A 26,733-nucleotide genomic window follows, 5' to 3' on the forward strand; every position below is an offset into this window, starting at 1 on the left:
GAAGGAAGCTGACATGCAGGCTCTGTTCAAGGAGATCATCGACGGAGAAACCGAGAAGGTCGTCGAGCGGCTCGAACGGGATTCCGGTATCGTCGCGCTGACGGCGACCGCTCCTCCGAAGAAGTACGGCGGGCAGTCGCCGCTGCAGGTCGCTGTTCGCTCCGGGCAGTTCGCGATCGCTTCGTTGCTCGTCGAGCACGGGGCCGACGTGGACTTCGTCGACACAGACAGCCCGAACGGGTGGTCGGCACCCGTGCTGCATGATGCGGTGGTCGCCGCGGTGATGCGGTCGCGCTGGCTTCGTCCCGGCGACCGTTCGGCCAATCCTCCGGAGTGGCACCTCGCGCAGTCGAAGGATCAGTCCGACGAGGCCTTCGCGGTGCTCGAGCTGCTGCTCGAGAAGGGTGCCGACGTCCACGCCCTCGACTCGTACGGCAACTCGGCGCTCGGCCGTGCGGTCGTGACAGCGCGTCAGGTCCTGCCCAAGCACCGGCACAACGAGCCCGACTGGGTCGACCCCAAGCCGCTGAACGACGAACTCGTCGCAGATCTCGATCGGGTCTTCGGTGCGCTCTACGCCCGCGGGGCCGATCCCTCGAAGATCGACCCGCATCTCGAGCATCCTCTCGACGCGTTCTACGGAGCCGAGCCTGTCGGGCGGTTCCTGAAGCGCTCCTGACCTTTCGCGCATCCTCCCGCCGTCGGACGAGCGCTCAACGCCGAGATCACCGATGTTCGTCGCTACGCCGAGGGCCGTGACAGTGCGAAGCAGGTCGCCGAAGAGTCCCAGCTCGACATGAGTCTCACTCAGTACTACGCGCACCGCCTGGTCGGGAAGCTCCTCGCCGGCGAGGCGCAGCCCGATCCCGCGTCCTGACCGAGCGGATCCTGGAAATCCGGCAGTCGCCCTCTACCACCGCCCGAGTCCGAGCGTGGCAGGATGTACCCCGGGGGGTAGTCACGTGACTGATCGGAATGCGACGGAGCTCGGCGCGGGCACGAAGGTGGCCGAGGGGAAGCAGATCGTGCCACTGCGGTTGGAGTTCGCCGGGGAGTGGCACGACCTGCCGCACGACCGGCCGTTCATCATCGGCCGAGAGGGCGACCTCGAGATCGACGACAACCCCTATCTTCATCGCCATTTCCTGGAGCTGCAGAACCGGGATGGGCTGTGGTGGCTCGCGAACGTGGGTGTGCGCCTCGCCGCCACGATCTCCAGTGCCGGCGGTGCCGTCCAGTCCTGGCTCTCGCCCGGAGCCCGCATGCCGCTCGTCTTCGAGCGCAGCGTGATCGTGTTCACCGCGGGGCCCTTCACCTATGAGCTGAGCCTGCACACCGAGCAGGCCCCCTACGAGGTCTCGCGTCAGGTGGAGATGTCGATGAGCGGCGAGACCACGGTCATGCCGGCCAGCTTCACGCCACTGCAGAAGCAGCTCATCGTCGCACTCGCCGAGCCCATGCTGCGCCGCGAAGGCGTGAGCATGAACGAACTGCCGTCGTCGAGCGACGCCGCCAAGCGCCTCGGCTGGACCATGAGCAAGTTCAACCGCAAGCTCGACAACGTGTGCGACAAGCTCGACCGCATGGGCGTGCAGGGTCTCCGTGGCGGCGCCGGAAAGCTGGCGACCAACCGTCGTGCCCGCCTGGTCGAGTACGCCGTGACATCGCAGGTGGTCACGCGCGCAGACTTGCCGCTGCTCGACGACGAGGCGCTGAGGAACCAGAGCGACTCCGACGGCGACTGAGTCCCGCCGTGGCAGCGCTCAGCGCGTGGCGTCGGCGAGGTGGCGCGCGTTGTGGTTGAGGACCTTCACGATGATCCCGTGCCGGCGCAGCTCTGCGGCCGTGCGCCTGCCCTCTTCGGCGTCGCGGCCGAGGGCGTTGATGTTCGCGACGACCAGCACGTCGCCGACGTTGAGCGTCGCGATGAGACGGCCGAGCCGGTCGCCCCAGCTCTCGAGGATGTCGGGCGCCGGGTGACGGAACCCTTCGATCGGCACGCCGAAGCGGGTGAGATCGTCGCGCTGCTCGACGACCGACGGCATCCCCTCACGGGACACGACGAGGCCGACCAGGCGTGAGCCGACCGGGCGGGCGAGCCACCAGTCGCGGTTCTGCTGCAGCTCGGTGAAGCACTTCGGGCATTCGGCCGCGGCGTGCGGCAGGTGCAGCGGGCTGGTGAGGGCTTCGTCGACGGATGCCGCAGCCTTCGTGGGATCGATCGTCTCGCTCATCGCGCACCTCCTGGGTCCATTCTGCACTGAACCGGCTCCGCGCGGTGACCACACTCAGAGCAATCCGAGAGACCGCACCGCCTCGCGCTCCTCGACGAGCTCGGTGACCGAGGCGTCGACGCGGGCGCGAGCCCAGTCGCTCAGCTCCAGCCCCTCCACGATCTGCCATTCACCGTCGACGGATCGCACGGGGAACGATGAGATCAGGCCCTCCGGCACGCCGTACTCGCCGTGCGAGACGACGCCGGCCGACGTCCAGTCGTCGGTGCCGCGCACCCAGTCGCGCACATGGTCGATCGTCGCGTTCGCGGCGGACGCGACAGAAGACGACCCGCGCACCTGGATGATCTCGGCGCCGCGCTTCGCGACGCGGGGGATGAAGGTCTCGTCGAGCCAGGTCGGGACGTCGCCCACGATCTGCTCGAGCGCCTCGTGCACCGGCTGTCCGCCGACGGTGGCGTGCGAGATGTCGGGGAACTGCGTCGCCGAGTGGTTGCCCCAGATCGGCACGCGCCGCACGGTGTCGACCGGAGTGCCGAGAGCCAGGGCCAGCTGCGCCCGCGCGCGGTTCTCGTCGAGACGCGTGAGCGCGGTGAACCGCTCGGCGGGCAGGCCGTCGGCGGATGCTGCGGCGATCAGCGCATTCGTGTTGGCGGGGTTGCCGACGACCGTGACCCTCACGCCGGATGCCGCGTTCGCCGCGATCGCCGCACCCTGTGGTCCGAAGATGCCGGCGTTGGCCGCGAGGAGGTCGGCGCGCTCCATTCCCGGCCCGCGCGGGCGCGCGCCGACGAGCAGCGCGAGGTCGGCTCCGTCGAAGCCCACGGCAGGGTCGTCGGTCACCTCGACGTGCTGCAGCAGGCCGAACGCGCCGTCCTGCAGCTCGAGCGCCGCGCCCTCCGCGGCGGCGAGTCCCTGCGGGATCTCGAGCAGCCGGAGCCGCACCTTCTCGTCCGGACCGAGCAGGTCGCCGGCCGCGATGCGGAACAGGAGCGCGTAGCCGATCTGCCCGCCCGCGCCCGTGATGGTGATCGTCGTCGTCATGACTTCGAGCCTACGTCCGTTGCTCGTCCGCCGCGCGGAGTACCCTCGTCGCATGACCTTCAATCCCGACGCCGACATCTCGGGCAACACCACACGTCGACGCGGACGCAACGCCGCCATCGCCGGAGGCGGCGTCGTGGGTGTGCTCGGCATCATCGCGCTGATCGCCGGCCCCCTCCTCGGCATCGATCTGACCGGACTGCTGGGCGGCGGTGCCGCTCCGAGCGGCGGGAATGAGCCCGCCGGCGGGTCGGTGATCGAGAACTGCGCCACCGGCGAGGATGCGAACGCCGACGTCGACTGCCGGATGGCGGGTGCGCAGGTCGCGCTCGACGCCTTCTGGAGCGAGAACGTGGAGGGATACACCCCGCCGCAGATGATCGTCGTCGACGGCGCGACCTCGACGCAGTGCGGCACCGCGTCGAATGCGGTCGGACCGTTCTACTGCCCGCCCGAGCAGGGCGTGTACATCGATCCCGCCTTCTTCGGACTCATGCAGCAGCAGTTCGGAGCATCCGCCGGCAACCTCGCCCAGCTGTACATCGTCGGTCACGAGTGGGGCCACCATATTCAGAACATCACCGGCGACATGGAGCGGTACCCCAACAACGGCACCGGTCCCGGCAGCAACGGCGTGCGGATGGAGCTGCAGGCCGACTGCTACGCCGGCGCCTGGATCGGCCGGATGACGGAGCAGAAGGATGCCGACGGCGACCCGTACCTGATCGCGCCGACCGAGGCGGAGATCAGGGATGCGCTGAACGCCGCATCCACCGTCGGCGATGACCACATCCAGGAGCAGTCGTCCGGAACCGTCAATCCCGAGAGCTGGACGCACGGCTCGAGCGAGTCGCGTCAGCGCTGGTTCGCCGAGGGGTACCAGAACGGACTCGGCGTCTGCGCGCAGACCTTCACCCTCGCCGAGGGCGACCTGTAGACACCGGAGACCGGGGATCGATGACGATGAACCTGGATGCGCTGTATCCGCCGATCGAGCCGTTCGAGACGGGTGAGCTGCTCGTCGGCGACGGCCACCGCATGTACTGGGAGGTGAGCGGCAATCCCGAGGGCAAGCCGGTGGTTTTCCTGCACGGCGGCCCGGGCAGCGGAACCTCTCCGTGGCAGCGACGGTTCTTCGACCCCGCGGTCTACCGGATCGTGCTCCTCGATCAGCGCGGCTGCGGTCGCAGCACCCCGCACGCCAGCGCCCCCGACGCCGACCTGCGGTTCCTCACGACCGCGCATCTGATCGCCGACATCGAGCTGCTGCGCAAGAACCTCGGCATCGCCAGGTGGCAGGTCTTCGGAGGCTCCTGGGGGAGTGCGCTCGCGCTCGCCTACGCGCAGGCGCACCCGCATGCCGTCAGCGAGCTCGTGCTCCGCGGCATCTTCACGCTGCGGCGCGAAGAGCTCGAGTGGTTCTACGAGGGCGGTGCCGCGGCGCTGTTCCCCGATCTCTGGGAGGACTTCATCGCTCCCATCCCGGTGCTCGAGCGCTCGCGCATGATCGAGGCGTACCATCGCCGCCTGTTCGACCCCGACCCCGCCGTGCATGAGCCGGCCGCGATCGCCTGGTCGACCTGGGAGGCGTCGACCGTCACCCTGCGACCGGATGCCGACCAGATCGCCGCGATGTCGGACCCGCGCACCGCGACTGCATTCGCCCGCATCGAGAACCACTTCTTCGTCAACCGCGGCTGGTGGGTCGAAGGGCAGCTGATCGCCGGGGTGGCCGGCATCCGGCACATCCCCGCCGTCATCGTGCAGGGGCGTCACGACGTCTGCACGCCGATGATGACCGCGTGGGACCTGCACAGGGCCTGGCCGGAGGCGGAGTTCGTCGTGGTCGACGACGCCGGTCACTCGGCCGCGGAGCCCGGCATCCAGAAGGCTCTGCGCGCCGCGACAGACCGGTTCGCCGCTTACTGACCGCGCTCAGGCGCGCATCGCGCGGAGCAGCGTCTTCACGAGCCCGAGCGTGCCGCCGCTCGCGCGGAACCGCGTGAGGCCCTCGCTCACCTCTGCTCCCGTGCGCGCCGAGACGAACCACGGCGGCTTGGGCAGGATGGTCAGGCGTCCGCCGCCGTTGAGCAGCGGCAGGGAACGCGGCAGTGGCCGGAAGGGCCCGCGGATCACGGAGCGCTCGACCCGGTCGAGGAGCAGCGCGTTGTGCACGACACCGATGCCGCTGCCGACCTCGTCGATCGTGTTGCCGGGGAAGGCCCCCCACGTGAGCGTCGGGGTGATGAACCCGAAGGCGGTCCAGCCGTTGATCGCGATCGATCCGTAGCGCAGCGCGGTGATCGCCCGCTCGAAGCCGGCGCCGAGCGATCTCTCGGTGACCGGATCGATCAGCAGGTTGGCGCCCAGGGTGCCCTGCAGCTTCTCGTTCGCGTGGGCCACGGCCGCATCGAGGAACGCCTGACCCGTGCCCGGCACCGTGACGACGCCGAGGACCGGGGCGAAGTACTCGGTGCTCTGGAGGGCCGCGGGGTCGTCGTCGCCGTCGATCTCGACGAGGAGACGGTCGCCGAGCACGAGGGCATCGGGGTACTCCTCCGTCGCGAGGTGCATGCGCGAGGGAGACCCGGGGTACCAGATCGGGCGTTCCGGCGCATTCGCGTACGCGCGGCGGAGCGCCGCGCGGAAGGCATCCGCCTGATCCCAGTCGGACGAGAGGATGACGACCTGGCCGGCGATGCAGTTGTGGCCGGCGTTCTGCAGACGCATGGTCGCGACGTGCTCCGCGTGATAGGTGATGTCGGCATCCGTCCACGCGCCGGGCACGATGATGATCGGAGAGACGCCGCCGAGCTCCGCCGTGATCGGCTTCTTCAGCTGCGGACGGTTCTCGCGCCGCCGTCGTGCGGCCGCCGCGGCCCCGGCGCCCTTCGACGGACCCCAGACGATCGCGTCGAAGGTGGCCGCCGAGCCGGTGATGTGCACGTGCGCGAGGTCGCGATGACCGGTGAGGTAGGCGCCGACCTCCGGCCCGCCGCGGACGATGCGCAGGAATCCCGGCTCGATGAGCGGGGCGAAGGCGCGCTTGTACACGGGCACCAGCGCATCCTGCGTGGGGTTCACCTTGAGAAGGGCGGTGCGGTTGTGCGCGAGCAGCTCGTACATCACGTCGAGCACCGGGATCGAGGTGATGTTCCCCGCGCCGAGCACGAGTCCGACGCCCCCGGATTCGGCCGGCGTGCGCTGAGCCAGGCCGGCGGCGGCGCGTGCGGCGTTCGGCGTGACGCCCGGTTCCAGCCAGACCTCGCCGGTGTAGCCGGAGAGCAGGAATCGATCGATGCCGGTCAACGGGAAGGAGTGCACGCGTGTGCGGCCTCCCGGTGCTCGGGTGACGCGCACGCCGTCGAGCGGGTTCGTGCCGGCGGCCAGACGCGAGAGCGTCTCGATGTACGCGTCGAGGGCGCCCAGCACGCTGTAGGGACCGCTGAGCCACTCCTCGCCACGGAGCGGATGCCGGCCGTCGAGCCCCTTGGACGCGGCGGCCGTGTTCGCCCAGTCCTCCGCGGCGGCGGCGACACTCGTGCGCACCGCGCGCAGCAGCGTCACCCGCTGCGCGACCGTGAGGGCCGACCAGGTGCGGGCGCCGTCGTGCAGATCCGCGATCGCCGCGTCGAGCCGCTCCCGCACGCCTTCGCCGAGTGCGGGCGTCACGGTCTTCGGTGCGCGTTTCGCGGGAGTGGACGGGGTGGCCGGCGTGGTCGCAGAGGTCATCGGCGTCTCCTTCTCGGACGGGATCCCAGCTTATGCGCCGGGTTCGGCGGCGACGTCGATGTCGTGACGCCGCAGGCGGTAGTGGCGCAGTGCCAGGAGGCTTGCAGCCATGAGCACGGCGGGGAGGATGCTGAAGCTCAGCACGATCCCGGTGATCGCGGCGTCCGGCTGCTCGACGACCGCGCCGGCGACCGTCGAGATGTAGCCCGTCGCGGCCAGGGTCAGAGACACGGCCGTCGCGCCGAGGGCGAAGCCGACCGTCTCGCCGGCCGTCCAGATGCCCGTGAACGTGCCAGCCTGACCGGGACCGCTCGTGCGCTCGTCGTGCGAGATGACGTCGGGCAGCATGGCCATGGGCAGCGACTGCAGCCCGGCGTAGGCGATGCCGGCGACCGCGACGGAGCCGTAGATCCACGCACCGGGTGCCCAGACCGCGGCGGTGACGGTGAGCGCGGCCACGGTGAAGAGCGCGCTCGCGATCGCGAATGCCCGCTCCTTGCCGATCCGACGTGCGATCGCGGTCCACGCGGGGGTGGCGAGGAGCGCAGGAGCGACGAGTGCGACGAAGACGAACGTCACGGCATCCTCGGAGCGCAGCACCCAGGTCGCGACGTACTGGGCTCCGGCGAGCATCGTGCCGGTCGCGAGGGCCTGCAGCAGGAACGTGCCGAGCAGTGCGCGGAACGGCTGGCTGCGCCGCAGCGCCCGGAAGCCGGAGAGATACTGATCGCGCCAGGGGGAGGCCGGCACCGGACTCCCTGAGACTCCGTCCTGGGGTCCTGAGCGTGTCGACGGGCCGGCTGTCCGTGCGGCGATGAGCATGCCGACGCCGATCACGAGTCCCGCGGCGATGCCCATCACGAGGTAGCCGAGGACCGGGTCGGAGCCGGCGTTGCGCAGGGCGGGGCCGCCCGCGCCGAACAGCAGGATCGCGGCGGTGAGCACGACCACGCGCCAGCCGAGCAGCCGGGTGCGCTCGTCGTAGCCGTCGGTGAGCTCGGCGGGCAGCGCGACGTACGGCACCTGGAACAGGCTGAAGGAGGTCGCCGTGGCGAGGAAGGCGAGAAGAACGCACACGGCGCCGGCGGCCGGACCCCACGACGGGGGAACCGCGAACGTGAGGGCGAAGAAGAGAGGGAGCGTGAGGGCGCCCGTGACCATGAACCCTCGTCGCGATCCCGTCCGCGCGAGTTGGCGGTCCGAGGCCGCGCCGATCAGCGGGTCGATGATGACGTCCCAGATCTTCGCCGCGGTGACGATGAGTCCGGCCGCCAGCGCGGCGACGCCGAGGTTGTCGGTCAGGAAGTACGTCAGCACCAGGCCGGGCAGGGTGGCGTAGCCGCCGGTCCCGAGGGAGCCGATCGCGTACAGCACGACGGTTCGCGGGGACAGGCGGACGGATGCTCGTTCGGATCGAGCCTCGGTGCTCATCGCGCCAGTGTATCGGCGCGGCGACGGGTCAGATCAGTGCGAGTTCGCGCAGCTTCGACTCGACGTCGGCGTTCGACGGCTCGACGTGGTGCGAGGAGTCGGGGTACAGCACCACGGGGATGTTCATGCGCCCGGAGATCTCCTTGGCGACGTCTGCCGCCGAGGGGTCGGCCTCGAGGTCGACGTAGGTGTAGGCGACGCCCAGCTCATCGAGCTGCTTCTTGGTGCGGCGGCAGTCGCTGCACCACTCGGCGCCGAACATCGTGAGGGTGTCAGAAGCGGGAGAGGTCATGCATCCAGCCTACGGCCGCCTGGCTGGGTGGGCTCCGGGTGTGACGCGCGCTCATCGTCCGGTGTCCGCCTCGTCCGGCAGGTGCTCCGCCGGCACGATCACGACGTCCTGCACCTTCCAGTCGAGCGCGGCGACGCCCTCGGCGGTCCGGGTCAGGTCGTGCACCGTGACCTTGCGTCGGCGCGGCACGACGAACGCCTCGATGTGGAAGACCTGCCCCTGGTCGCGCATCCGCACCGCGGCATCCGACACCCAGGGGCGGTCGCGCAGATACGCGACGATGTCGGCGGCGAGGGGATGGGCCTCCTTGCTGTCATAGGTTCGGGCCCGCTGATCCATGAGGTCGACGATTGCGGCCCGGGTGTTGCGGAAGCCGTCCCAGATGATGCCGAGCGAGATGAACACGGCGGCCGCGCCGTCGAGCCACCACACGCCGGCACCCACGCCGAGCACGCCGACGATCGAGGCGACCGTGGTCTGCCAGTCGGCCTTCGCCATGTCGGCGTCGGCATACAGCAGCTTGTTGTGGAGCACGGGGGCGAGCTTGGCCTTCGCCGGACCGTAGAAGAAGACCGGTCCGATGATGACCACCGCCATCACGGCCACCATCAGCCAGCCGAGCCAGATCGTGTGGCCCCACAGCACGACGGTCCCGATCGTCGGATGCTCGCCGGCGACGAGTCCGACGGCCGACTCGACCGCGAGGTTGAGTCCGACCGCGAGCAGGGCGACGCCGGCCACGAGATGGCCGACCCCCATGGCCCGATGCAGCCCGTACGGGTGCGTGAGCGTCGGGCGGCGCCGGACGAAGATCAGGGCCGTGAGGAACGCGATCTGCGGGATGAGGGAGAGCATGTCCTCGATCCATGCCGTCCGCATGGCCTGGGAGTTGCCCACCACGAGCGCGATCACGGCGATCGTGATGGAGGTGTAGACGATCGTGAAGACCTCCCACTTCACCGCCCGGCGGATCGCCCGCTGCTGCTCGGGAGGGAGCGTGATCCGGCCGAACTGGCCGGTCTCGCTCATGAGCCGACCTCCGCGTCGAGGAAGGTCTCGAGCGAGGAGAGGAACGCGTTCTCGCCGAGCGGCACCAGCATGACGATCTCGCGCCCGTCTGCTCCCTCGATCCCGGTGTATCCCCGGCTGACTCCGGCGCGTTCGAGCCACGGGGTCTTCGCGGTGATGCCACCCGCGACGAGATCGAGCTCCCCGTCCTCGAGCATCGTCACGAGGCTCTCCTCGGAGGCGACGGTCCAGTCGGGTTCGGCATCGATGCTCTGCGCGTAGTCGTCGACGAGCTCGACGATGCTGCCCGACGGCACGCCGTCGCGGACTTCCACGAGAGTGCCGTCCGGTGATGTCCCTACCCGCAGCTCGCCGCCCGTCACGGCATCCAGTGTGCCGTTCGGGTCGGCGGGGACCGAGAGTCCGCATCCGGTGAGAGCGCCGGACAGGGCGAGAACCGCGACGATGCCCGCCGAGCGGGGGCGACGCCGGAAGCGCGACGATGTGTTCACCCGCTCAGCGTGCTCTCCGCTCCTGCCGCGGACAAGTGCGTTGACGGGCGAGGAGCGGACGGAGTAGGCGGAAGTCCTCGCACCGCTTCTTGCCAGGTAAGGCTATCCTTACCTATACTTCTGGCATGAGCAGCGCGTGCGAGCACCTGGACGATCCCGACTGGGAGAACATCGACGGAGCCGTGCTCATCGCCGGCGATGCGGCGGATGCCGCTGTCATCTCCCGCGTCGCCGCCCGGCTGCCATGGGATGCGCAGGGCGTCATCATCCTGGAGGCCGCGGCCCGCATCCAGTTCCGCCATATCGACGTGCCGGAGGGCGTGTCGGTGCGATGGCTCGTGCGCGGCGACGGAATCCGGGCGCACACCAAGGGCGAGCGGCTCGCGAGCGCGGTGCACGCCTGGTGCGTCGAGTGGACCTGCACGGAGCCGCCGGCGCAGTGGACCGTCTGGCTCGGCCCGCACACGCCGCCGCACGTCGCCCGGATGGCGCGGAGCCTGCTGGGCGTCGCGAACTGAGTCAGCGCGAGATCGCCGCCGTCGGGGTGTTCGCGCCCGCCGTGATCGCGTCGAGCGCTCGCCGCAGCGACGAGCTCGAGGTGTGAGCGGTGTACGGGAAGTACACGACCTCCACGCCGACCTCCGCGAACTCCCGCTCGAGGCGCAGGCCCTTCTCGGTGCCGCGCCAGTCGTCGCCCTTGAAGAAGTGCGTGAACTGCACGTCTCGCCAGGAGTCCATCTTCGACGGCGTGGTCTCGACGTAGACATCGTCGACGAACGAGATGTGCTTGACGATCTCCGCACGCTCCGCCGTCGGGATGACGGGCTCGATGCCCTTCACCTGGCGCAGCATCTCGTCGCTCACGACGCCGGCGATCAGGATGTCGCACTGCTGCTTGGCGTGACGAAGAAGGTTGAGATGCCCGACGTGAAACAGGTCGAAAGCACCAACGGCGTAGCCGATACGCGTCCCCATGATCTCCCCAGATCAGTAATTCCCCAGTAAGCGGATCCCCACCCGCTTGACGACTCCCACAGCCGCCGTGCCGAGTCTAGCAGAACCGGTTTCCCGACCCATAGGAACCCGTGAAACGATGGAGCCCGCAGATCAGGTGGAGATGGGGGAGCACGTGGGGGCAGCCGTCACGGTCATCGTGCCGACGTTCAACGAACGCGACAACGTCGCGGAGCTCGTCGCGCGCACCGCCGCCGCGCTCGCCGGGCGCGACGCCGAGATCCTGTTCGTCGACGACAGCACCGACGACACGGCGGTGGAGGTCGCCAGGGTCGCCGCGGATGCACCGATCCCCGTGCGGGTGATCCGGCGAGACGAGAACAGCGGTGGTCTCGGTGGCGCCGTCGTCGTGGGACTCGTGTCCGCGGCATCCGACATCTGCATCGTGATGGACGGAGATCTGCAGCATCCGCCGGAGCTGCTGCCCGTGCTCCTCGACCGGTTCGCGCAGGGCGACGCCGACGTCGTCGCCGCGTCCCGCTACATCGGCGGCGGAGACACCAGCGGACTCGGCACGGCCGTCCGGTTCGGCGTCTCGCGCACCGCGACCTGGCTGACGCGGGCGATGTTCCCGATCCGTCTGGCACGCAGCACCGACCCGATGACGGGCTTCTTCCTGGTCGACCGCAGCCGGCTCGACCTCGCATCGCTCCGGCCGCAGGGATTCAAGATCCTGCTGGAGATCCTCGCGCGCACCGACCTGCGGATCGCCGAGATGCCCATGGAGTTCGCCGAGAGGCGCCACGGCAGCTCCAAGGCCAGCCTGCGCCAGGGGGCGACGTTCCTCGCGCATCTCGCGCGGCTGCGCTTCGGCAAGATGTCGCTGTTCGCCCTGATCGGCGCGATCGGGGCGGTGGCGAACCTCGCGATCATGTGGGGGCTGACCGCGGCGGGCGTGCCCTACATCTGGGCCGCGATCATCGGAGCCGAGGTCACGATCATCGGCAACTTCCTGCTGCAGGAACGATTCGTGTTCGCCGACATGCGCACGGACGCCCGTGCCCTCGGCATCCGCTTCGCCAGCTCGTTCGCCTTCAACAACGTCGAGGCCGCGCTGCGGATCCCCGTGATGGCGCTGATGGTGGAGAGCTGGCACATCTCGAGCGTGCTGGCGACGGCGCTCTCGCTGATCGTCGCCTTCTTCGCGCGGTTCCTCTTCCACTCGCTCGTCGTCTACGCGCCGCAGCGGCGCCGCAAGACCGACGCGGCGGCATCCGAGCCGAAGCCGGATACCGCCGCGCAGCGCGTGATACGCGCGATCGATGCCGAAGCGATGAGACCGGGCGAGCTCTAGGGAGCGGTCACGCCGAGGTCGGACCAGGGCGCCATGACCGCGCTCGGTGCTCGCTTGGAGAGGTAGCCGAGGAGGAGCACGCCGTCACCGGCGGGCTTCGCTCCGTCGGCGGTCAGCTGCCAGTCCGGCTCTTCCGCACCGGCCACCCACGACTTGGCGGAGACCGTGCCGTCCTTCACGCTGATCGCGACCTGGACGTCGTCGCCCGGGGCGTAGGTGCCGCGCTTGGCGACCGTCACGTCCTCGAGCACCGTGCTCCTGTTGCCGGTGACGCTCGCCAGGGTCAGCCGGATGCTGCCGGATGCCTTGAGGGTGACCGTCGCGCGGTAGCCGCTGCGACCGTCATCGGACGACGCGACCTGCAGCGAGTGGTACATCACCCCGGTGCCGATGTTCTTCGGCACGGTGAAGGCGACCTGCGCCTCCGAGCCGTCGGCTGCGCCGGCGTCGTACTCGTGGCGCACCTCCTTGCCCGGCCAGAGCGCGAACGTGCCGGCCTCGACCGGGTTCTCGACGACGGGCGGTTCCACGACGGGCGGTTCGACGACGGGCGGCACCACGACGGGCGGTTCGACGACGGGAGGTTCGACGACGGGAGGTTCGACGACGGGCGGTTCCACGACGGGCGGCTGCTCGCCGGGCTCGGCCATGCGCCAGATCTTCAGGCTCTGCAGGTTGATCGCACCGCCCTGCCAGCCGGTGAGGGGAAGACCGATGCCGCACAGCAGATCGAGCGGCGGGCATCCGATCTGCAGAGTCACGCGGGGGTACCAGGTGGCTCCCGGGCGCTCGAAGATGGCGTTCCAGTCGAATCCGGGACGCACGTCCTCCGGCCCCGCATCGAGCATCACGTGACCGTCGACGCTGATCACGATGCGATTCGGCGTCTTCTCCATCACGTAGGTGTGCACACCGGTCGGGTCGGAATTCGGCAGGTTCTCCCACCGGACGGATCCCTGCAGGCTGCGGTGCGTGGAGCCGTACTCGTTGTGGATCGTCGCGGCCGGGCGAGCATCATCGCCGAAGACCTCCATGAGGTCGATCTCGCCGTGTGCACTGTCCAGCGGACGCAGCCACATGAGAGCCGGCCACAGACCGGGGCCGAACGGGACGGAGCCGACCACCTCGACGCGCGAGTAGTTGGGGATCGTGATGTCGAGCCCCTTCGCGTCACCGGAGGTGTAGGCCGCCGAGGAGCGCTTCTCCTCGGCGCCGACGACCGTCAGGCCGTCGCTGCCGAACGAGACGTTGCTCGGGAGGTCGTACGACGAGGTGTTCGACGCCTGGCCGGTCTCGAGCGTCCAGCGGCTCGAATCGGACAGGTCGACATCTTCCTGGAATGTCCATCCAGGGAGGTCCTCATCAGCGGCGAGAGCTGGAGCTCCGCTGAGGAGGGAGAAGGTGAGAACTGCGGCGCCGAGCGCAGCAAAAGACGTTCTTCGAGAGGTTCGCATGATTCGGGAGACTCATTCCGTCGGACCCCCTCCGCGGAAAATAACGCTTTCATCACAGCACGTTCGAGTACCGAGGTCAAATCGCATGACACGATCGGGCGTTCGCCCGACCGGCGTCAGCTGCGGATCTCGCTCGCCGGGGAGGCGACGACCGCGCCGGGCGGGACGTCGCGGAACACGACGGCGTTCGGACCGATCCGCGCACCGGCGCCGACCGTCACCGCGCCGATCACGACCGCTCCCACACCGATCTCGACGCCGTCCTCGATGGTCGGGCAGTCGTTCGGGAGCTTGCGGTTGCCGAGGGTCACACCCTGGCGGATCATGACGTTCGCGCCGATCCTGCTGGCCGGATTCACGACGACCCCGACGCCGTGGCGGAGGCGCAGCCCGGGGCCGACCTCCGTGCTGACCGGCAGCTCGATCCCCATGAAGCCCTCGGTGACGAGCTTGTAGGAGCCGCCGACCACGACGAAGACGAGGCGGGCGAGCGGGCCACGGCCTGCGCGCCACCGCTGCGCGCTGCGGAACCACCGCAGAACGAATCTGCTCTTCGGGTAGGAGGCGTTCGCCCGCCGATCGGCCGCCCACGCGGTCCGGTACCGCTGGCGCGGGCTCTGCGCGGTCATCGCGCCGCCACCGCCGCGTCGTCGACCCGTGCGGCGAGCCAGGCCCGTCGTTCCGCGAGCTTGCGGCGCAGCGCTCGCTGCGCCGACGGCCGATGCCCGTCGAGGGCGCGCCGGAACAGCGCCGAGAAGCGGTCCACCTCGGCGAGCTTCTCCTTCGCGCTCAGGGAGTCGTCGATCGAGAGCGAGGTGATGCGCGTCGCGGGCGTGCCGATCAGACGCTCGGCGAGAGTCGAGTACGACTCGGCGATCTCCGTGTTCTCCCACGAGGAGCGTCGCCATGTCTCGGATGCCGTCACCTGGCCCGGGTGCACGCGATAGGCCAGGCCCGGAAGCGCGAGCCGTCGGATCCGCGCGCCGCGCTCGGCCATGCGCAGCCAGAGGTCGTAGTCCTCGGTGGGCAGTGAGCGGTAGCCCCCGGCATCGACGATGGCTGAGCGCCGGGCGACGAGCGTGGAGTGGGCGACCGGGTTCGTCAGCAGCAGATGCAGGCCGAAGTCCTCGGCGTCGATCCCCGTGGGGCGCGGCACGCCGGGCAGCCCGGAGCCCCACGTGACGACCGTGGTGAACACCGCATCGGCACCGCCGTCGAGCGCCGTGAGCTGCCGGCGGAATCGACCGGGCAGGACCAGGTCATCGGCATCCATGCGGGCGACGAGCTCGCTGTCCGTCGCATCGAGCAGATCGGTGAGCGTCGCGGAGACGCCGCGGTTCGGGCGTGACAGCACGCGAACCCTGCGGTCTCCCGTGCCCCGCGCGGCGCCGGCGGTGTCGTCGGTGCTCCCGTCGTCGAGCACGACGATCTCGGCGTCGCGAGGCAGCGCCCTCAGGGTCGATCGAAGAGCGGAGGCGATCGTGCCGGCGGCGTTGTAGGCCGGGACGATCACCGAGAGGCGAGGCATCTACATGCCCCGTCCGCGCTTGTTGAGCGCGGAGACGACCCGCTCTCCCGACACGACTCCCATGCCGACCAGCATCGCCAGGTACGCGCGCGGCTGGCGGGCGTCGTGGCCGATGGCCCGTCGGGCCCAGGAGCGCGCCTGCGGCCGGTCGCCCAGGGCACCGTGCGCGAAGGCGATCTGGCCCTCGATGCGCGCCTGGCCCTCTCCGCTCCGTGTGAACTCGGGGTGCTTGGCCAGCAGGTAGCTCAGACCGTCGGCGATCCCCTGCCACTTCTCGCTGAAGTACGAGGTGCGGTCCCAGTGGATGATCGTGAGCGCCTCGGGCACCGCCCGCACGCGGCCGACCTTGGCGGCGCGGAGCAGCAGATCGTAGTCCTCGCCGTATGACGCGGGAAGCTCCTCGTCGACCAGCCCCAGTGCGCCCTTGAGCACCTCGGCGCGGATCACGAAGGACGACGGATGCAGCTCGGTGATGCGCGATCGCAGCAGGTCGTCCAGATCCACCGACGCGGGGGAGTGGCGCTCGTGCTTTCCGCCCGCGGAGTGGATCTCGATACCGGTCGCGGCGAGCACGACCTCGGGGTCGTCGAACAGCGGCAGCTGCGCGCTCAGCTTGCCCGGCTTCCACTCGTCGTCGTCATCGCAGAACGCGATGAGAGGCGCACTCGCCTCCAGGATGCCCGTGTTGCGGGCACCCGCGAGCCCCGGAGTCCTCGCGTTGTTGACGGCGCGCAGGACGTGCGGGCCGCGCTCGAGGTCGTCGAGCTCGTCTATCGGCGTGCCGTCATAGACGAGGACCACCTCGATCGGGTGGACGTGTTCCTGCGCGAAGACGGATGCCACGGCGCGACGAAGCAGCTGCGGACGGTCTCGCGTCGCCATGACGACGCTAACGATCGGTTGCACCATTGACTCCCCAAAGTCTTGGTCGATGCCACGCGCTCCCCTTCAGGCGTGACGGGCTACATCCTACCGGTTCGACGAGGGCGGCGACAACGTCGTTCTCAGCTCCCGCATGGCCAGCGCCGCGGCGGGGAAGGTGAGGATCAGGCCGTTGGGCAGCACGCCGTAGAAGAAAACCTCGACGAGGATCACGAGCTGCACGGTGTGCAGCACCAGCATCGCGGTGCTGCGGCCGCGGATCGTGGCGAAGTACATCCACACCAGGGCGCCGACGAAGCAGATCAGTGCGGGGAAGCCGTGCGAGAACATCACCATCCACAGATGGCCCTGCGTCCCGGCCGACGGCGCCCCGTCGGTGAACGAGGGGCGCGGTGCCCCGTAGCCGAAGAGCGGCGACTGCAGGGTGCGGACGAACGTCTCCTCGTAGAGGTTCGCGCGATCCTCCGTCGAGGAGCTCGTCTCGACGCGATCGGTGAGCTTACTGCCCACGTCGAGGGCGATCGCGGCGACGGCCGCCACCACGCCGATGACGGTGAGCAGCAGCACCTGCCGGAGTCGGCCGGCCATCGCGAAGCGGAAGAACAGGTAGGCGGCGGCCACCGCGAGTCCGATGAACATGCCGCGGTTGAGGGTGAGGAAGGCCGGGATGAGCGAGAGCGGGATGGCGAGCAGCAGCAGCCAGAAGACCTTGCCGCGGCGGATGAGGGTCATGTAAGCGACCACCATCGGGAGAGTCACCGAGTAGACGTTGCCCCAGCCGTTCGTATAGAGGAACGGTGCAGAGGGTCGCGGATCGAGCGCGAGCCAGCTCTCGGGGTTGAACTGCGTCAGCCGCCGCACCACCATCTCGCTGATGAGCTCGTTGGCCTGGAGACCCTGCGGCAGGATGTACGACAGCGGCGTGCGAAAGGCGAACTCGGGTGCCATGACACCCGCGAAGCCGCCGAGGACCGCCCACAGCCAGAAGAGCGTCATCAGCCCGAGCACGTAGCGCAGGGTGAGCGTCTCCTTCGCGTTGTACACGTAGACGAAGACGACGGTGATGGTCGCATACAGCAGGGCACGGTAGACGAACCCGATGAGGCGGCCCGACGTGTCTATGCCGATGACCGACGCGCACATGAGGACCATGAACAGCAGCCAGATCGCGAAGCCGCGGGGGACCCGGATGCCGCCGCGTCTGACCATGAGCACGACCATGCATCCGGCCAGCGGGATCCAGGCCATCTCGGCGACCCCGAGACCCCACCAGAGGGGGAACAGTGCGAGCATCGCCGTGAAGGGCCACCGAGGCAGGGCGGCGCGGGCGACCGTCGACGGGGGCGTCGCACCGACGACGGCGAGATCCGTACGCACGCGTCCTCCGTTTTCACTCAGGCTCCGCCCCTAGGATAGGCCCACGGACACTGAAGAGGGCTGGGAGCCCGGGGGTCGACACAGGCGCGCTCGCAGTCGAGGGGAAGATCGTTGATGGACGAGGATCAGGGAAGCACGACGACGCTCGGATTCGAGCAGTACGTTTTCGTGCTCAAGCGGCAGTGGCGGGTGATCCTCGCCGCGACGGTGCTCGGGGGCATCGCGGCAGCGGGATATCTCGTGGTCGCGCAGCAGACCGTCACGGCCACCACGACGATCAACCTCAACGTGATCACGACCGAGCCGTTCAGTGCGCAGAAGGCGGCGTCCGGTCTGCTCGACGATGCGACCGAGACGGCCATCGCCCGTTCGCACGTGGTCGCCTCGCGCGCGTCCGATCTTCTCGACGGCGATCTCAGCCCGAGTGAGATCCGCGCCGCTTCCACGGTGACGACCTCGTCGGGTGCGGCTGTCGTCACGGTCGACTTCGATGCGGACAGCTCTGCGGAGGCCATCAAGGGGGCGGATGCCGTCGCCTCCGCGTACCTGTCCTTCCGCAGCGATCAGGCGCAGGAGCGCATCACGGTGATGGTGACCAATCTCACCGAGCGCATCGATGCGCTCAACACGACTCTCGGCGAGGCCAACCAGGCGCTCGTCAGCGCCGATGTGACCAGCGCCGCCTACGCGCAGGCGACGACGCAGCGCCAGCAGATCCTCACCGAGCTCGACGGACTGCTCTCGCAGCGCAACGGTCTGCAGAGCGTCGACACGACCGGCGGCATCGTCCTCTCGGCCGCCGAGGACAACGAACTCGGTTTCGCGCCGGGACGCACCGTGACCCTGCTCACGGGCATCGCCGCAGGACTCGTCCTCGGGCTCATCGCCGCGTTCGTCTGGAATCCCTTCGATCGCCGGCTGCGCAACGCCAAGGAGATGTCACGGGCGCTCCGGGCCCCGGTGTTCGCGACGGTCGATGCGCGGCGTGAAGACGTGCCGGCGCGCGGTGCCGCGGCCGATTCGCTGCGCGTCACCCGCGAGCGTCTCCTCGTCGACATCTATCTGGGCACGACGGTCCTGGTCATCGACGCGACGCACCGCACGGAGACGTCGCCGACCGCGGTCAACCTCGCGGTCGTGACCGCGCAGGCAGGACACGACGTGCAGTTCATCGTCCCGGAGGGCACGGACGAGTTCCACGAGCACCTGCGCGCGGCACTCGCGCTCGAGGAGGAGGAAGCCGGCACGGCGACCTCCGCGACCATCCCCTCTCTGCGCGTGTTCTCGGCGACCGACGAGGGTGACGAGTACCAGGGAGACCTGCTGCTCACCGATCAGACCTACGCGGCGATCGAGAACGCCGGCAGCGACGAGATCACGTTCCTCGTGCTCTCGTCGGCCGCTCATCCCGCGAGCATCCTCGCCGGTCTGCGGGTCGCGCAGTCGGTCGTGGTCGTCACGCGCGAGCGTGACACGACCACTTCCGAGATCCGCTGGATCAGGGAAGAGGCCGACGGGATCGACACGCGGATCCTCGGGGCGATCGCGGAGCGCGGCCTGCCGCGCGCGCAGCGCAAGGAGTCGGGCATCGCCTGGCCGTTCCCCGCACGCAGCGAGCGGGCGGCGACCCTGCGCCACGAGGCGCGCAACCCGGTGGCAGCGGACTCCTGACACACGCCGACGCGCCGGCCGTCCGATGGACGCGACCGGCGCGGGGGATCAGCGTGCGACGAGCTTGCGGTACTTGCGCCGCATCGACGCCGCCGTGTGCACGAGGTTGATCGCGAACAGGAGTGCGTAGACCACGGCGAAAGCGGGCGGGAACGCCCAGAGCGCGAAGCTCCAGCAGAGCACCCCGGTGTCGGTCGGCAGGAGGAAGAGCGACTTGCGCAGCCCGCTGCCCTCCTCGGCCTCGCCGCCGGAGTTGCGCACCAGCTGCTCGGCCAGGATCTGACTCATGAACTGCCCGACGCTCATCACGGTGAACAGCAGCGCGATGATCGCGACCCAGACGAGCTCCGGGCGGTGGAGCACGACCGCGACCGCCACGGTCAGGTGGATCGCCGGCGTGCGGATCGCATCGACCACGTGGTCGAGCCACTCGCCGGCCGGGCTCGATGTCCCGGTGAGGCGGGCGACCTGGCCGTCGGCGGAGTCGAAGACATAGCCCAGGGCCAGGAGCGCGGCCGTCAGCAGCGCCGACCACCACGTCGGACCTACGACGATCATCAGAGCCAGCCCGGCCGCCGACAGGATCGCGCTGATCGTGGTGACCGCGTTGGGGGTGAGCCCCAGCGCCGAGGATCCGGCAGCGATCCCACGGGCCAGCCGACGGTTCACCCAGCGGGTGTACGCGGGCACCCCCGCGCCGCTCTTCTGGGCGCGGTTGAGGTCTGCGAGGTACTCGCGGAAACCGGGCCGACTCTGTGAGATCACTCCCGTCATGATGTCACGGCGGACAGCTCGAAACTATGGCTCGGAGTCGAGCGGTAGTTCGAGTGCACCTCGACCGCGATCACGTTGGCACCCGCCACGAAGGCCGAGGCCGGGACATCGAACACGAACGGCGTGCTGACGGCGGCGGCAGCAGACACCGCGGCGTTCGCATAGGTGCCCTGCGTGACGGCACCCGCGTTCAGGTTCTTCCGTGCGACCTCGATGCCGTTGACGTAGACCACGACACCGTCATCGGCTCGCGTCGTCACGGTCAGCTTCGTGAAGTCGACCGACGAGAGCGTGATCGGGTGCCGGTAGTAGCTCGTGATCGGACGCGGGCTCAGCGTGGTGTCGAGCGGAGTCGCGAGCTCGGTGTGCCCCCAGCCGAACGCGCCGGTGCCGGAGGTCCAGGTCGAGGCGTCGAAGTCCGTCGCCGCCCAGTTCGCGGGCGTCGCGTCGTTCGAGAACAGGTACGACCAGGCCGAACCTGCCGACACGACCGTGGTGACGGCGGGCTCCGGCTCGGGCTCCGGCTCGGGCTCGGGCTCCGGCTCGGGCTCGGGCTCTGCCGGCGGGGCCGGCTGGGTGCCGATCGTCGCCACGGCCTCGAGTTCGAAGCTGTGGCTCGGCGTGGTCCGGTAGTTCGAGTGGACCGAGGCCGAGATCACGTTGGTGCCGGTGGTGAACAGGTTGCCCGGCACGGTGATCGTCACGGGGTTCGCGAGCGCGGCGGCAGCGCCGACGGCGACGTTGGCATAGGTGCCGACACCCGCCGTCCCGGCGTCGACGTTCTTGCGCAGGACCTCGGTGCCGTTGACGTAGAGGACGATGCCGTCATCCGCGCGAGTCGTGATCTTCACCGACTCGACCACCGCGGCGTTCGCCACCTGGAACGTCTGCCGGTAGAAGGAGGCGAGCGGCTTCGGCGTGACGCTGGTCGTCAGCGTCGTGCCGAGGGTCGTCTGTCCCCAGCCGAGCGGAGCGGCGCCGGTCTGCCACGACGTGCTGTCGTAGCCCGGGGTCGTCCAGGCGCCGGTCGGACCGGTCGCGTTGTAGAGGTAGGACCAGTTGGATCCCGCCGCGACGAGCGTGGCCGTGGTCGGCTGCGCCGGAGGCGCCACCGCCGTCACCCCGGCCGTCGATGCCGAGGCGTTGCCCCGTGCGTCGATGGCGCGGACGAAGTAGAGCGTGTCGGCAGGTGCGGCGGGGAGCGTCGCCGTGGTGCCGGTCACCGTGGCGACGACCCGATCCTTGCGGAGCACCTGGTAGGCCGTGACGCCGCGGTTGTCCGTCGAGGCGCCCCACGTGAGGGCCACGCCGTCGGGCTTCGTGTTCACGACGAGGTTCGTCGGCGTCGTCGGCGCGACGATGTCGCGCTGACCGTGGCGGACGAAGCCGCCCGACCACTGCCGCACGTAGCCGGGCTGGGTGGAGTAGGTCCAGTCACCGCCCTGCCACAGAGTGCCGGTCGAGTCGACGAACAGGGCCCAGGAGCCGGCGCCGCGGTTGGTGTCGAAGTCGCCGTTGAAGCTCGGGATGCGCGCACCCGTCGAGGCGCTCCATGCGCCGGAGCCGTAGACGGCATCCGCAGCGGTCCAGGCCGTGCCGACCGGGTTCCATGTCGTCGAGCCGTCGTACTGCGTCTCGAAGCAGTGGCAACCGCCGTACACGGCGTTGCCGTCGGTCGCGATCGCCTGGAAGTCGCCGCCGGCGTTGCCGACGGACGAGCTCTGCAGCGTGAGACCGTCACGGGAGTAGCTGAACAGCGAGTGCTCGGATCCCCCCAGCCAGACGCGGTTGCCGACTTCGAGGACCGCCTGCTGGTAGCCGGTCCTGCCGCTGTTGCGGTTCGAGAAGACGACGGCCCACGGGAACAGGTCGGTGTTCGCCGTCGACATCGCCGCCGCCTTGTCGGCCGGGCGGCCCTTCGACATCGTGAAGAAGCCGGCGAAGTAGGCGCGGTCACCCTGTGCGGATGCGTCCACGCTCATGACGGTGCCGTTGAACTCGGGGTTCCACGTGCCGTCGGGCGTGCCGTTGGAGACGTTGAAGCGCACGGCGCCACGCGTGTAGCTCTGCGTGGTGGAGGTGCCCCCGGTGGAGTGGGTGAAGACGCCGGCCGCGTAGAGCCATCCGCCCTGCACGTCGAGCGTGCGCACGACGGGGATGCCGCCGCTGAGCGCGTTGATGAGGCGGCCGGTGAATGCCGTGTCGATCGCACCCGTGGTCGCGTTGAGGACCACGAGGCCCGCAGCGTTCTGGCCGTTCACCTGGGTGAAGAACCCGCCGACCGCGACCCGGTTGCCGGGGAGCGGCGCGAGCGCCTTGACCTGGTTGTTGAAGGTCGGCCGGAAGGTCGGGATGAACTCGGCCGTATCGCGCTGGAAGGCCGCGAGGTAGGCCTGCGACTGCGCGCTGCCACCGCCTGCGGTCTTCTGCACGGTGGTGAAGTTTCCTCCGACGAAGACCGTGCTCCCGACCTCGGTGAACGCCGAGACCTCGTTGCTGCCCTCGGTCGAGGCGGCGCCGGCGCCGAGGCCGGCGACTCCCCAGTTCTGCGTCTGGGCGAAGCTGTCGACGACGGCCTGGTTCGCGATCGCGGCGGTGCCGGTCGCGGGGATGCTCTCGAACGACGCGGTGGACAGCTGCGGACGGATGAACACCTGGGTGAACGGTCGGGCGTAGCCGGTGTTGGTGTCCTTCGACCAGAGGTAGCTCGAGCTCGCGGGGTTGCCGCGGATGTTGCTGCCGAAGCCGAAGCCCATCGCCCAGCCCTCGGTCGCACCGGTGATGGTGCGGACGCGGACGTAATTGTTGTCGTTGCCGAAGTTCGAGGTGTTGCCGCCGCTGCGGGTCACACCGCCCACCTTGTACTGATTGACGCGCTGCTCGTTGTTGAACATCCAGGTCCACTTGTCACGCGGGCTGGAAAACGTGAACGTGAAGTCCTGCCAGGTCGTGCCGGCCGTGTTCGTCGCACGGACCAGACGGACGCCGTCGGCGAGGTTCTTGATCGGCTGGTTGTTGGCCAGCTGATCGATCAGCTCACCGGACAGCTGGCGCGGCTTGAACGCCGCTTCGCCGGTGATGTCGGTGCGCACCTGCTCGGGCGAGCCCGAGCCGTTGGTCGACGTCGACCATGCCTCGCGGCCTCGTCCGACGAGCAGCCATCCGCCGCCGTTCGACGTCTGGTCGCAGTAGAACTGGTCGGCGGCGACCATGGCCTGCGTCTTGAGCCAGTAGACGCCGTTCTGCGACTGCGGGTTGCGCTGCTTGATCTCCCAGCACGACGCGGCGGCGGTGATCTCGGTCAGGCCGTCGGCCGTCGGGAGCGTGGGCTCTGCCGCCGTCGCAGCCGACACCGGAGTGAACAGCGCGGCGATCGTGAGGGCAGCGGTCGCCGCGGCGACCGCGATGCGGCCGGAGCGACGTGAGGTGGAGCGAGTCATTGCAGGGCGCCTTTCGTCAGCAGCCGTGTTCAGCATGTCGGGTCGTTGGGGAAGCCGTGGGCGGAGATCCGCCAGATGTCATCGGTTCCCTGGATGAGTGTGAAGAGGTGGAGCGCTCGGGGCGTCTTCGCCGAGTCGTCGCCGATCGGATCGCCGTTCGCGTCGAGCATCGTCACCGCGGACGAGTCGACGCAGGCGGTGATCTCCGCCGTCGGAGGTTCGGCGTCGGCGGAGAGGCTCGTGACCTCGGTCGACACCAGCGTGGGCGAGCCGTCGATGCTCCAGCCCTGCGAGATGAGTTCCTGCCACTGCGCCTCGACCTCGGCCGCATAGGCGTCGACCGCGACGTCCTTCAGTACGGCGGCCAGATCAGCCGACGTACCGGCGGTGCCGATCGGCGCGGCCAGCGCGGTCTGGATGGTGAGCTGCGCCTCGTCGGCGTCGATCTCACCGGCGACGGTCGGCGGCGCTGCCGGAGCGGGCGTCGCCGTCACGCTCGGCGTCGGCGAAGGTCCTGAGCCTGTCGCAGCCTGGTCGTCGCGGTTGGCGGTGAGCGCGAACGCGCTGATCGTCCCGACGACGGCGAGTACCACTGCCGCGATCGCTATCCATAGTGCCGTGCTGCGTTTTCTCGCAGCAGGCGTCCCCAAAACGTCGTTAGACATCCCCTGTTTTCCCCAGATTCTGATTTGCTCGTCCCACCGAGCGGCTTCTCATACGTAGAGACGAGAAGATTCCCCAGGCGGCACTCTAGCATGCCGGTGTATTCCGCACCAGACCTGTCTTCAGATCTATCGTGCGCCCGGGAGGCGCAGCTGATCCAGGTGGAGACGCCGGCGATCGAGACGGCACCACGTGAGGAACAGCGCGGCGCCGACCATGGCTGTGGCGATCAGGCCGAGCCACGTCGCGCCGAAGAGCAGTCGGAAGCCCGCGGCGGGGACGCCGATCGTGACGATGGCGACGACGAGCGGGTAGAGACCGGCGAGCGGCGACACCCGCAGCCCGAGGACGAAGCGCACCTGCAGGGAGGCGAGTGCTGCGTCGAGCGCGCAGGCGACCGCCCACGCGACGGCGGCGCCCGTGATGCCCCAGAGGGGCACGAAGAGATAGATGAGCGCCACGTTGACGGCGACGGCGACGGCCTTGTTCAGCGCGGCCAATCCGCTGCGGCCGCTCATCAGCAGCACGGAATGGATGTTGCCGGCGAGGAAGGTCACGATCGAGCCGACGGACATCACGATCAGGACGCTCTGGCCGTCGGCGAACGACTCTCCGAGCAGGGACAGCGCGACCGGGGCGAAGACGGCGAGGAGGATGTACACGGGCGTGCTGAACAGCACCAGCCACACGGTGGCCGTCCGATAGACGGATTCGAGCTCGCCGGTGTCCTTGCGGTGCAGCATCCGGCTGAACATCGGCGAGACGACCACGCGGAGCGCGGTGTCGACGATCATCCCGGCGGCGACGAAGCGACTCGCGGAGCCGTACACGCCTGCGGCGGCGGGGCCGGCGATCGCGCCGACGATGATCACCGCCAGCCAGATCAGCAGCTGCTCGAGCGCCGAGGAGACGACGCGGGGGAGTGCGTACTGCAGGGTGCGCTTGGGCACGTCGGATCGCAGGAATCCGGGCTCGCTCGTCCGCCCCAGCCGTCGGAGCTGCACGAGCATCACCGCGATCGCGGCGATCGCGGCGGGGAGCAGCGGCAGCGCCCAGGCGAAGGAGGCGGCGACCGCTCCGGCTCCCAGCCCGACCGCGACGGCGATGGCGATCGGGCGCAGGGTCGGGAGTGCCACGTTGCCGACCAGGACGTAGGCGTTCACCTTGCCGAGCGCCCGCGTCGCCGAGAGCGCGGTGAGCATGACGGAGGCGACCGGCAGGAACCAGACGATCGTCCGGAGCGCCGCGGCGACCTCGTCTCCCGGGGCCTGCGCCTCGACGATCAGGACGCCGACGAAGAGCACGGCGGAGCAGACCAGTCCGACGACGGCGGATGTGATCAGCAGGAACGCCCCGGTCGGCCGCAGCAGCTGCCGCTGGTCCTCCAACTGACGCGGAAGGATCCAGATCGCCGCCGAGTCCATCCCGAAACGCGCGACCCCGAGGGCGATCGTGAAGATGCCCACCGCCTGCAGCACGACTCCGGAGCCCGCGTCGCCGAGCAGCCGGCCGAGGATCACGATCAGCACGAGCCCCATGACGGCGCTCACCGCCGACCCCGCGAAGCTCAGCGCACCGCCGCGGGCGAGCTCGCCGCGCGGCGAGCTCGCGGCACCGCTCATGCCCTGGACCCGCGGAGTCTCTGCGTCGCGACGGCGGCCATGAACGACGGATTGCCCAGAAGGTACCGCTTCGCGAGTCGTCGGGGCTCGATGATGAGGCGCCACAGCCATTCCAGACCCCCGCGGATCATCCACGCGGGCGCGCGCTTGTTCGATCCGCTGAGCCAGTCGAAGAGGCCGCCGCAGGTGAGGACAGCGGGAGGCAGGCGATCGCGGTGAGCGTCGATCCAGAGCTGCTGCGCCGGATCCCCCATACCGACGAAGAGGATGCCGGTGCCGTGCGACCGCATGTCGTCGAGGACCTCGTCGATCCGGTCGGCAGCCACGTAGCCGTGGTGCGTACGCAGCCGCAGCCCGGGGATCTTCGCCCGGAGGATCGCCGCGGCACGCTCGGCAACGCCCTCTGCAGCACCGAAGAAGTAGACCGGGATGTCGGCATCCGCTGCCGCGCGCAGCACAGGCTCGGCGATGTCGGTGGTCGCGAGCCGCCCGGGGAGATGCCCGCCGAGCAGCTTCGCGGCCCACACGACGGACTGGCCGTCGGCGTACGTGGAGCCGTCGTCCACGAGGCGACGGAACCGCGGGTCCTTGCGAGCCAGGTTGCACACGTGCGCGTTGACGCCGACCGCCACGTCGACGCCGTCGCTCTTCGCCATCTCGAGCACGTGGTCGACCAGCGAGGCCTCGGTGAACGAGTCGACGCGGACGCCGGCGATGTCGACGGACTCAGCGACGGGTGCCGTGTTCCCTGGACTCATCCG

Annotated in this window: 25 protein-coding genes; 7 read left to right on the top strand and 18 right to left on the bottom strand. The window is 69.6% G+C overall.

Annotated elements, in window-relative coordinates; genetic code table 11:
- Positions 1-13: 13 nt before the first annotated feature.
- Complete coding sequence (locus tag DC434_RS04765; RefSeq protein ID WP_116634160.1) at positions 14-679, top strand: ankyrin repeat domain-containing protein; 666 nt, start codon at positions 14-16, stop codon at positions 677-679.
- Between the two features lie 343 nt (positions 680-1,022).
- Positions 1,023-1,745, top strand: coding sequence for a hypothetical protein (locus DC434_RS04770; protein ID WP_116634741.1), 723 nt, complete (start codon positions 1,023-1,025; stop codon positions 1,743-1,745).
- 18 nt (positions 1,746-1,763) lie between these two features.
- Here DC434_RS04770 and DC434_RS04775 read toward each other — a convergent pair whose 3' ends face one another.
- Positions 1,764-2,234, bottom strand: coding sequence for a dehydrogenase (locus DC434_RS04775; RefSeq protein WP_116634161.1), 471 nt, complete (start codon positions 2,232-2,234; stop codon positions 1,764-1,766).
- A gap of 54 nt (positions 2,235-2,288) precedes the next feature.
- Positions 2,289-3,278, bottom strand: coding sequence for a malate dehydrogenase (locus DC434_RS04780; protein ID WP_116634162.1), 990 nt, complete (start codon positions 3,276-3,278; stop codon positions 2,289-2,291).
- Positions 3,279-3,330: 52 nt separating this feature from the next.
- Between DC434_RS04780 and DC434_RS04785 the strand changes: the two genes are divergently transcribed.
- A complete protein-coding gene (locus DC434_RS04785) occupies positions 3,331-4,215 on the top strand; it encodes a neutral zinc metallopeptidase (RefSeq protein WP_116634163.1) in 885 nt (294 codons plus the stop codon).
- 20 nt (positions 4,216-4,235) lie between these two features.
- Positions 4,236-5,207 carry a prolyl aminopeptidase gene (gene pip / locus DC434_RS04790; RefSeq protein WP_207769904.1) on the top strand — a complete coding sequence of 324 codons (972 nt, stop codon included), beginning with the start codon at positions 4,236-4,238 and terminating at the stop codon, positions 5,205-5,207.
- A gap of 6 nt (positions 5,208-5,213) precedes the next feature.
- Here the strand turns inward: pip and DC434_RS04795 are convergent, their stop codons facing one another.
- From DC434_RS04795 to DC434_RS04815, 5 genes are read right to left on the bottom strand one after another with little or no spacing between them, the layout of a single operon-like run.
- On the bottom strand, positions 5,214-7,010 hold the full coding sequence (locus DC434_RS04795; RefSeq protein ID WP_116634164.1) for an aldehyde dehydrogenase family protein: 1,797 nt from the start codon (positions 7,008-7,010) through the stop codon (positions 5,214-5,216).
- Positions 7,011-7,040: 30 nt separating this feature from the next.
- On the bottom strand, positions 7,041-8,441 hold the full coding sequence (locus DC434_RS04800) for an MFS transporter (protein ID WP_116634165.1): 1,401 nt from the start codon (positions 8,439-8,441) through the stop codon (positions 7,041-7,043).
- A 28-nt stretch (positions 8,442-8,469) separates the two neighbouring features.
- Positions 8,470-8,733, bottom strand: a complete 264-nt coding sequence (locus DC434_RS04805) for a glutaredoxin domain-containing protein (RefSeq protein ID WP_116634166.1) — start codon at positions 8,731-8,733, stop codon at positions 8,470-8,472.
- A 51-nt stretch (positions 8,734-8,784) separates the two neighbouring features.
- The gene (locus DC434_RS04810) at positions 8,785-9,762 is read right to left on the bottom strand and encodes a cation transporter (RefSeq protein ID WP_116634167.1); all 978 of its coding nucleotides are present in this window, start codon (positions 9,760-9,762) and stop codon (positions 8,785-8,787) included.
- Positions 9,759-10,253, bottom strand: a complete 495-nt coding sequence (locus DC434_RS04815; RefSeq protein ID WP_243408811.1) for a hypothetical protein — start codon at positions 10,251-10,253, stop codon at positions 9,759-9,761. Before DC434_RS04815 ends, DC434_RS04810 begins: the two co-directional genes overlap by 4 nt.
- Before the next feature lie 125 nt (positions 10,254-10,378).
- Here DC434_RS04815 and DC434_RS04820 point away from each other — a divergent pair, with 125 nt between their 5' ends.
- The gene (locus DC434_RS04820; protein ID WP_116634168.1) at positions 10,379-10,771 is read left to right on the top strand and encodes an SIP domain-containing protein; all 393 of its coding nucleotides are present in this window, start codon (positions 10,379-10,381) and stop codon (positions 10,769-10,771) included.
- Position 10,772: 1 nt separating this feature from the next.
- On the opposite strand, the gene DC434_RS04825 is transcribed toward DC434_RS04820, so the two are convergent.
- The gene (locus DC434_RS04825; protein WP_116634169.1) at positions 10,773-11,228 is read right to left on the bottom strand and encodes an adenylyltransferase/cytidyltransferase family protein; all 456 of its coding nucleotides are present in this window, start codon (positions 11,226-11,228) and stop codon (positions 10,773-10,775) included.
- Positions 11,229-11,346: 118 nt separating this feature from the next.
- Between DC434_RS04825 and DC434_RS04830 the strand changes: the two genes are divergently transcribed.
- The gene (locus DC434_RS04830) at positions 11,347-12,561 is read left to right on the top strand and encodes a glycosyltransferase (protein ID WP_116634170.1); all 1,215 of its coding nucleotides are present in this window, start codon (positions 11,347-11,349) and stop codon (positions 12,559-12,561) included.
- Here DC434_RS04830 and DC434_RS04835 read toward each other — a convergent pair.
- From DC434_RS04835 to DC434_RS04850, 5 genes are all read right to left on the bottom strand, one after another.
- Positions 12,558-14,015, bottom strand: a complete 1,458-nt coding sequence (locus DC434_RS04835) for a family 16 glycosylhydrolase (RefSeq protein ID WP_116634171.1) — start codon at positions 14,013-14,015, stop codon at positions 12,558-12,560. The genes DC434_RS04830 and DC434_RS04835 overlap by 4 nt on opposite strands.
- Positions 14,016-14,131: 116 nt before the next feature.
- On the bottom strand, positions 14,132-14,644 hold the full coding sequence (locus tag DC434_RS04840; RefSeq protein WP_116634172.1) for a serine acetyltransferase: 513 nt from the start codon (positions 14,642-14,644) through the stop codon (positions 14,132-14,134).
- Positions 14,641-15,543: a glycosyltransferase family A protein gene (locus DC434_RS20240; protein ID WP_207769905.1), complete on the bottom strand. Its 903-nt coding sequence runs from the start codon at positions 15,541-15,543 to the stop codon at positions 14,641-14,643. Before DC434_RS20240 ends, DC434_RS04840 begins: the two co-directional genes overlap by 4 nt.
- On the bottom strand, positions 15,544-16,425 hold the full coding sequence (locus DC434_RS20245; protein ID WP_243408812.1) for a glycosyltransferase family 2 protein: 882 nt from the start codon (positions 16,423-16,425) through the stop codon (positions 15,544-15,546).
- A gap of 87 nt (positions 16,426-16,512) precedes the next feature.
- Positions 16,513-17,802 (bottom strand): O-antigen ligase family protein, encoded by a 1,290-nt coding sequence (locus DC434_RS04850; protein WP_243408813.1) that lies wholly within the window; start codon positions 17,800-17,802, stop codon positions 16,513-16,515.
- A 114-nt stretch (positions 17,803-17,916) separates the two neighbouring features.
- On the opposite strand from DC434_RS04850, the gene DC434_RS04855 reads away from it, so the two are divergent.
- Complete coding sequence (locus DC434_RS04855) at positions 17,917-19,473, top strand: Wzz/FepE/Etk N-terminal domain-containing protein (protein ID WP_116634173.1); 1,557 nt, start codon at positions 17,917-17,919, stop codon at positions 19,471-19,473.
- Between the two features lie 48 nt (positions 19,474-19,521).
- Here the strand turns inward: DC434_RS04855 and DC434_RS04860 are convergent, their stop codons facing one another.
- The 5 genes from DC434_RS04860 to DC434_RS04880 all read right to left on the bottom strand — a co-directional run bounded on the left by DC434_RS04860 (position 19,522) and on the right by DC434_RS04880 (position 26,730).
- Positions 19,522-20,238: a CDP-alcohol phosphatidyltransferase family protein gene (locus DC434_RS04860; protein ID WP_243408814.1), complete on the bottom strand. Its 717-nt coding sequence runs from the start codon at positions 20,236-20,238 to the stop codon at positions 19,522-19,524.
- Positions 20,239-20,243: 5 nt separating this feature from the next.
- Complete coding sequence (locus tag DC434_RS20075; protein WP_165807997.1) at positions 20,244-23,687, bottom strand: fibrinogen-like YCDxxxxGGGW domain-containing protein; 3,444 nt, start codon at positions 23,685-23,687, stop codon at positions 20,244-20,246.
- A 29-nt stretch (positions 23,688-23,716) separates the two neighbouring features.
- Positions 23,717-24,280 (bottom strand): hypothetical protein, encoded by a 564-nt coding sequence (locus DC434_RS04870; RefSeq protein ID WP_116634175.1) that lies wholly within the window; start codon positions 24,278-24,280, stop codon positions 23,717-23,719.
- A 198-nt stretch (positions 24,281-24,478) separates the two neighbouring features.
- Positions 24,479-25,972 carry a polysaccharide biosynthesis C-terminal domain-containing protein gene (locus tag DC434_RS04875; protein ID WP_165807998.1) on the bottom strand — a complete coding sequence of 498 codons (1,494 nt, stop codon included), beginning with the start codon at positions 25,970-25,972 and terminating at the stop codon, positions 24,479-24,481.
- Positions 25,969-26,730 carry a WecB/TagA/CpsF family glycosyltransferase gene (locus DC434_RS04880; RefSeq protein WP_116634177.1) on the bottom strand — a complete coding sequence of 254 codons (762 nt, stop codon included), beginning with the start codon at positions 26,728-26,730 and terminating at the stop codon, positions 25,969-25,971. The genes DC434_RS04875 and DC434_RS04880 overlap by 4 nt, the downstream gene beginning before the upstream one ends.
- Between the last annotated feature and the right edge of the window lie 3 nt (positions 26,731-26,733).

It is taken from the genome of Microbacterium sp. TPD7012 (assembly GCF_003075395.1).
Taxonomy (GTDB): Bacteria; Actinomycetota; Actinomycetes; order Actinomycetales; family Microbacteriaceae; genus Microbacterium.

What these genes read in the sequence shown, in the direction of transcription:
- DC434_RS20075 (WP_165807997.1), bottom strand. Translation starts at nt 23,687, where the DNA reads ATGACTCGCTCCACCTCACGTCGCTCCGGCCGCATCGCGGTCGCCGCG.
- DC434_RS04810 (WP_116634167.1), bottom strand. Translation starts at nt 9,762, where the DNA reads ATGAGCGAGACCGGCCAGTTCGGCCGGATCACGCTCCCTCCCGAGCAG.
- DC434_RS04805 (WP_116634166.1), bottom strand. Translation starts at nt 8,733, where the DNA reads ATGACCTCTCCCGCTTCTGACACCCTCACGATGTTCGGCGCCGAGTGG.
- DC434_RS04775 (WP_116634161.1), bottom strand. Translation starts at nt 2,234, where the DNA reads ATGAGCGAGACGATCGATCCCACGAAGGCTGCGGCATCCGTCGACGAA.
- DC434_RS04825 (WP_116634169.1), bottom strand. Translation starts at nt 11,228, where the DNA reads ATGGGGACGCGTATCGGCTACGCCGTTGGTGCTTTCGACCTGTTTCAC.
- DC434_RS20245 (WP_243408812.1), bottom strand. Translation starts at nt 16,425, where the DNA reads ATGGCGACGCGAGACCGTCCGCAGCTGCTTCGTCGCGCCGTGGCATCC.
- DC434_RS04855 (WP_116634173.1), top strand. Translation starts at nt 17,917, where the DNA reads ATGGACGAGGATCAGGGAAGCACGACGACGCTCGGATTCGAGCAGTAC.
- DC434_RS04765 (WP_116634160.1), top strand. Translation starts at nt 14, where the DNA reads ATGCAGGCTCTGTTCAAGGAGATCATCGACGGAGAAACCGAGAAGGTC.
- DC434_RS04785 (WP_116634163.1), top strand. Translation starts at nt 3,331, where the DNA reads ATGACCTTCAATCCCGACGCCGACATCTCGGGCAACACCACACGTCGA.
- DC434_RS04880 (WP_116634177.1), bottom strand. Translation starts at nt 26,730, where the DNA reads ATGAGTCCAGGGAACACGGCACCCGTCGCTGAGTCCGTCGACATCGCC.
- DC434_RS04875 (WP_165807998.1), bottom strand. Translation starts at nt 25,972, where the DNA reads ATGAGCGGTGCCGCGAGCTCGCCGCGCGGCGAGCTCGCCCGCGGCGGT.
- pip (WP_207769904.1), top strand. Translation starts at nt 4,236, where the DNA reads ATGACGATGAACCTGGATGCGCTGTATCCGCCGATCGAGCCGTTCGAG.
- DC434_RS04840 (WP_116634172.1), bottom strand. Translation starts at nt 14,644, where the DNA reads ATGACCGCGCAGAGCCCGCGCCAGCGGTACCGGACCGCGTGGGCGGCC.
- DC434_RS04795 (WP_116634164.1), bottom strand. Translation starts at nt 7,010, where the DNA reads ATGACCTCTGCGACCACGCCGGCCACCCCGTCCACTCCCGCGAAACGC.
- DC434_RS04820 (WP_116634168.1), top strand. Translation starts at nt 10,379, where the DNA reads ATGAGCAGCGCGTGCGAGCACCTGGACGATCCCGACTGGGAGAACATC.
- DC434_RS04800 (WP_116634165.1), bottom strand. Translation starts at nt 8,441, where the DNA reads ATGAGCACCGAGGCTCGATCCGAACGAGCATCCGTCCGCCTGTCCCCG.
- DC434_RS04780 (WP_116634162.1), bottom strand. Translation starts at nt 3,278, where the DNA reads ATGACGACGACGATCACCATCACGGGCGCGGGCGGGCAGATCGGCTAC.
- DC434_RS04835 (WP_116634171.1), bottom strand. Translation starts at nt 14,015, where the DNA reads ATGCGAACCTCTCGAAGAACGTCTTTTGCTGCGCTCGGCGCCGCAGTT.
- DC434_RS20240 (WP_207769905.1), bottom strand. Translation starts at nt 15,543, where the DNA reads ATGCCTCGCCTCTCGGTGATCGTCCCGGCCTACAACGCCGCCGGCACG.
- DC434_RS04830 (WP_116634170.1), top strand. Translation starts at nt 11,347, where the DNA reads ATGGAGCCCGCAGATCAGGTGGAGATGGGGGAGCACGTGGGGGCAGCC.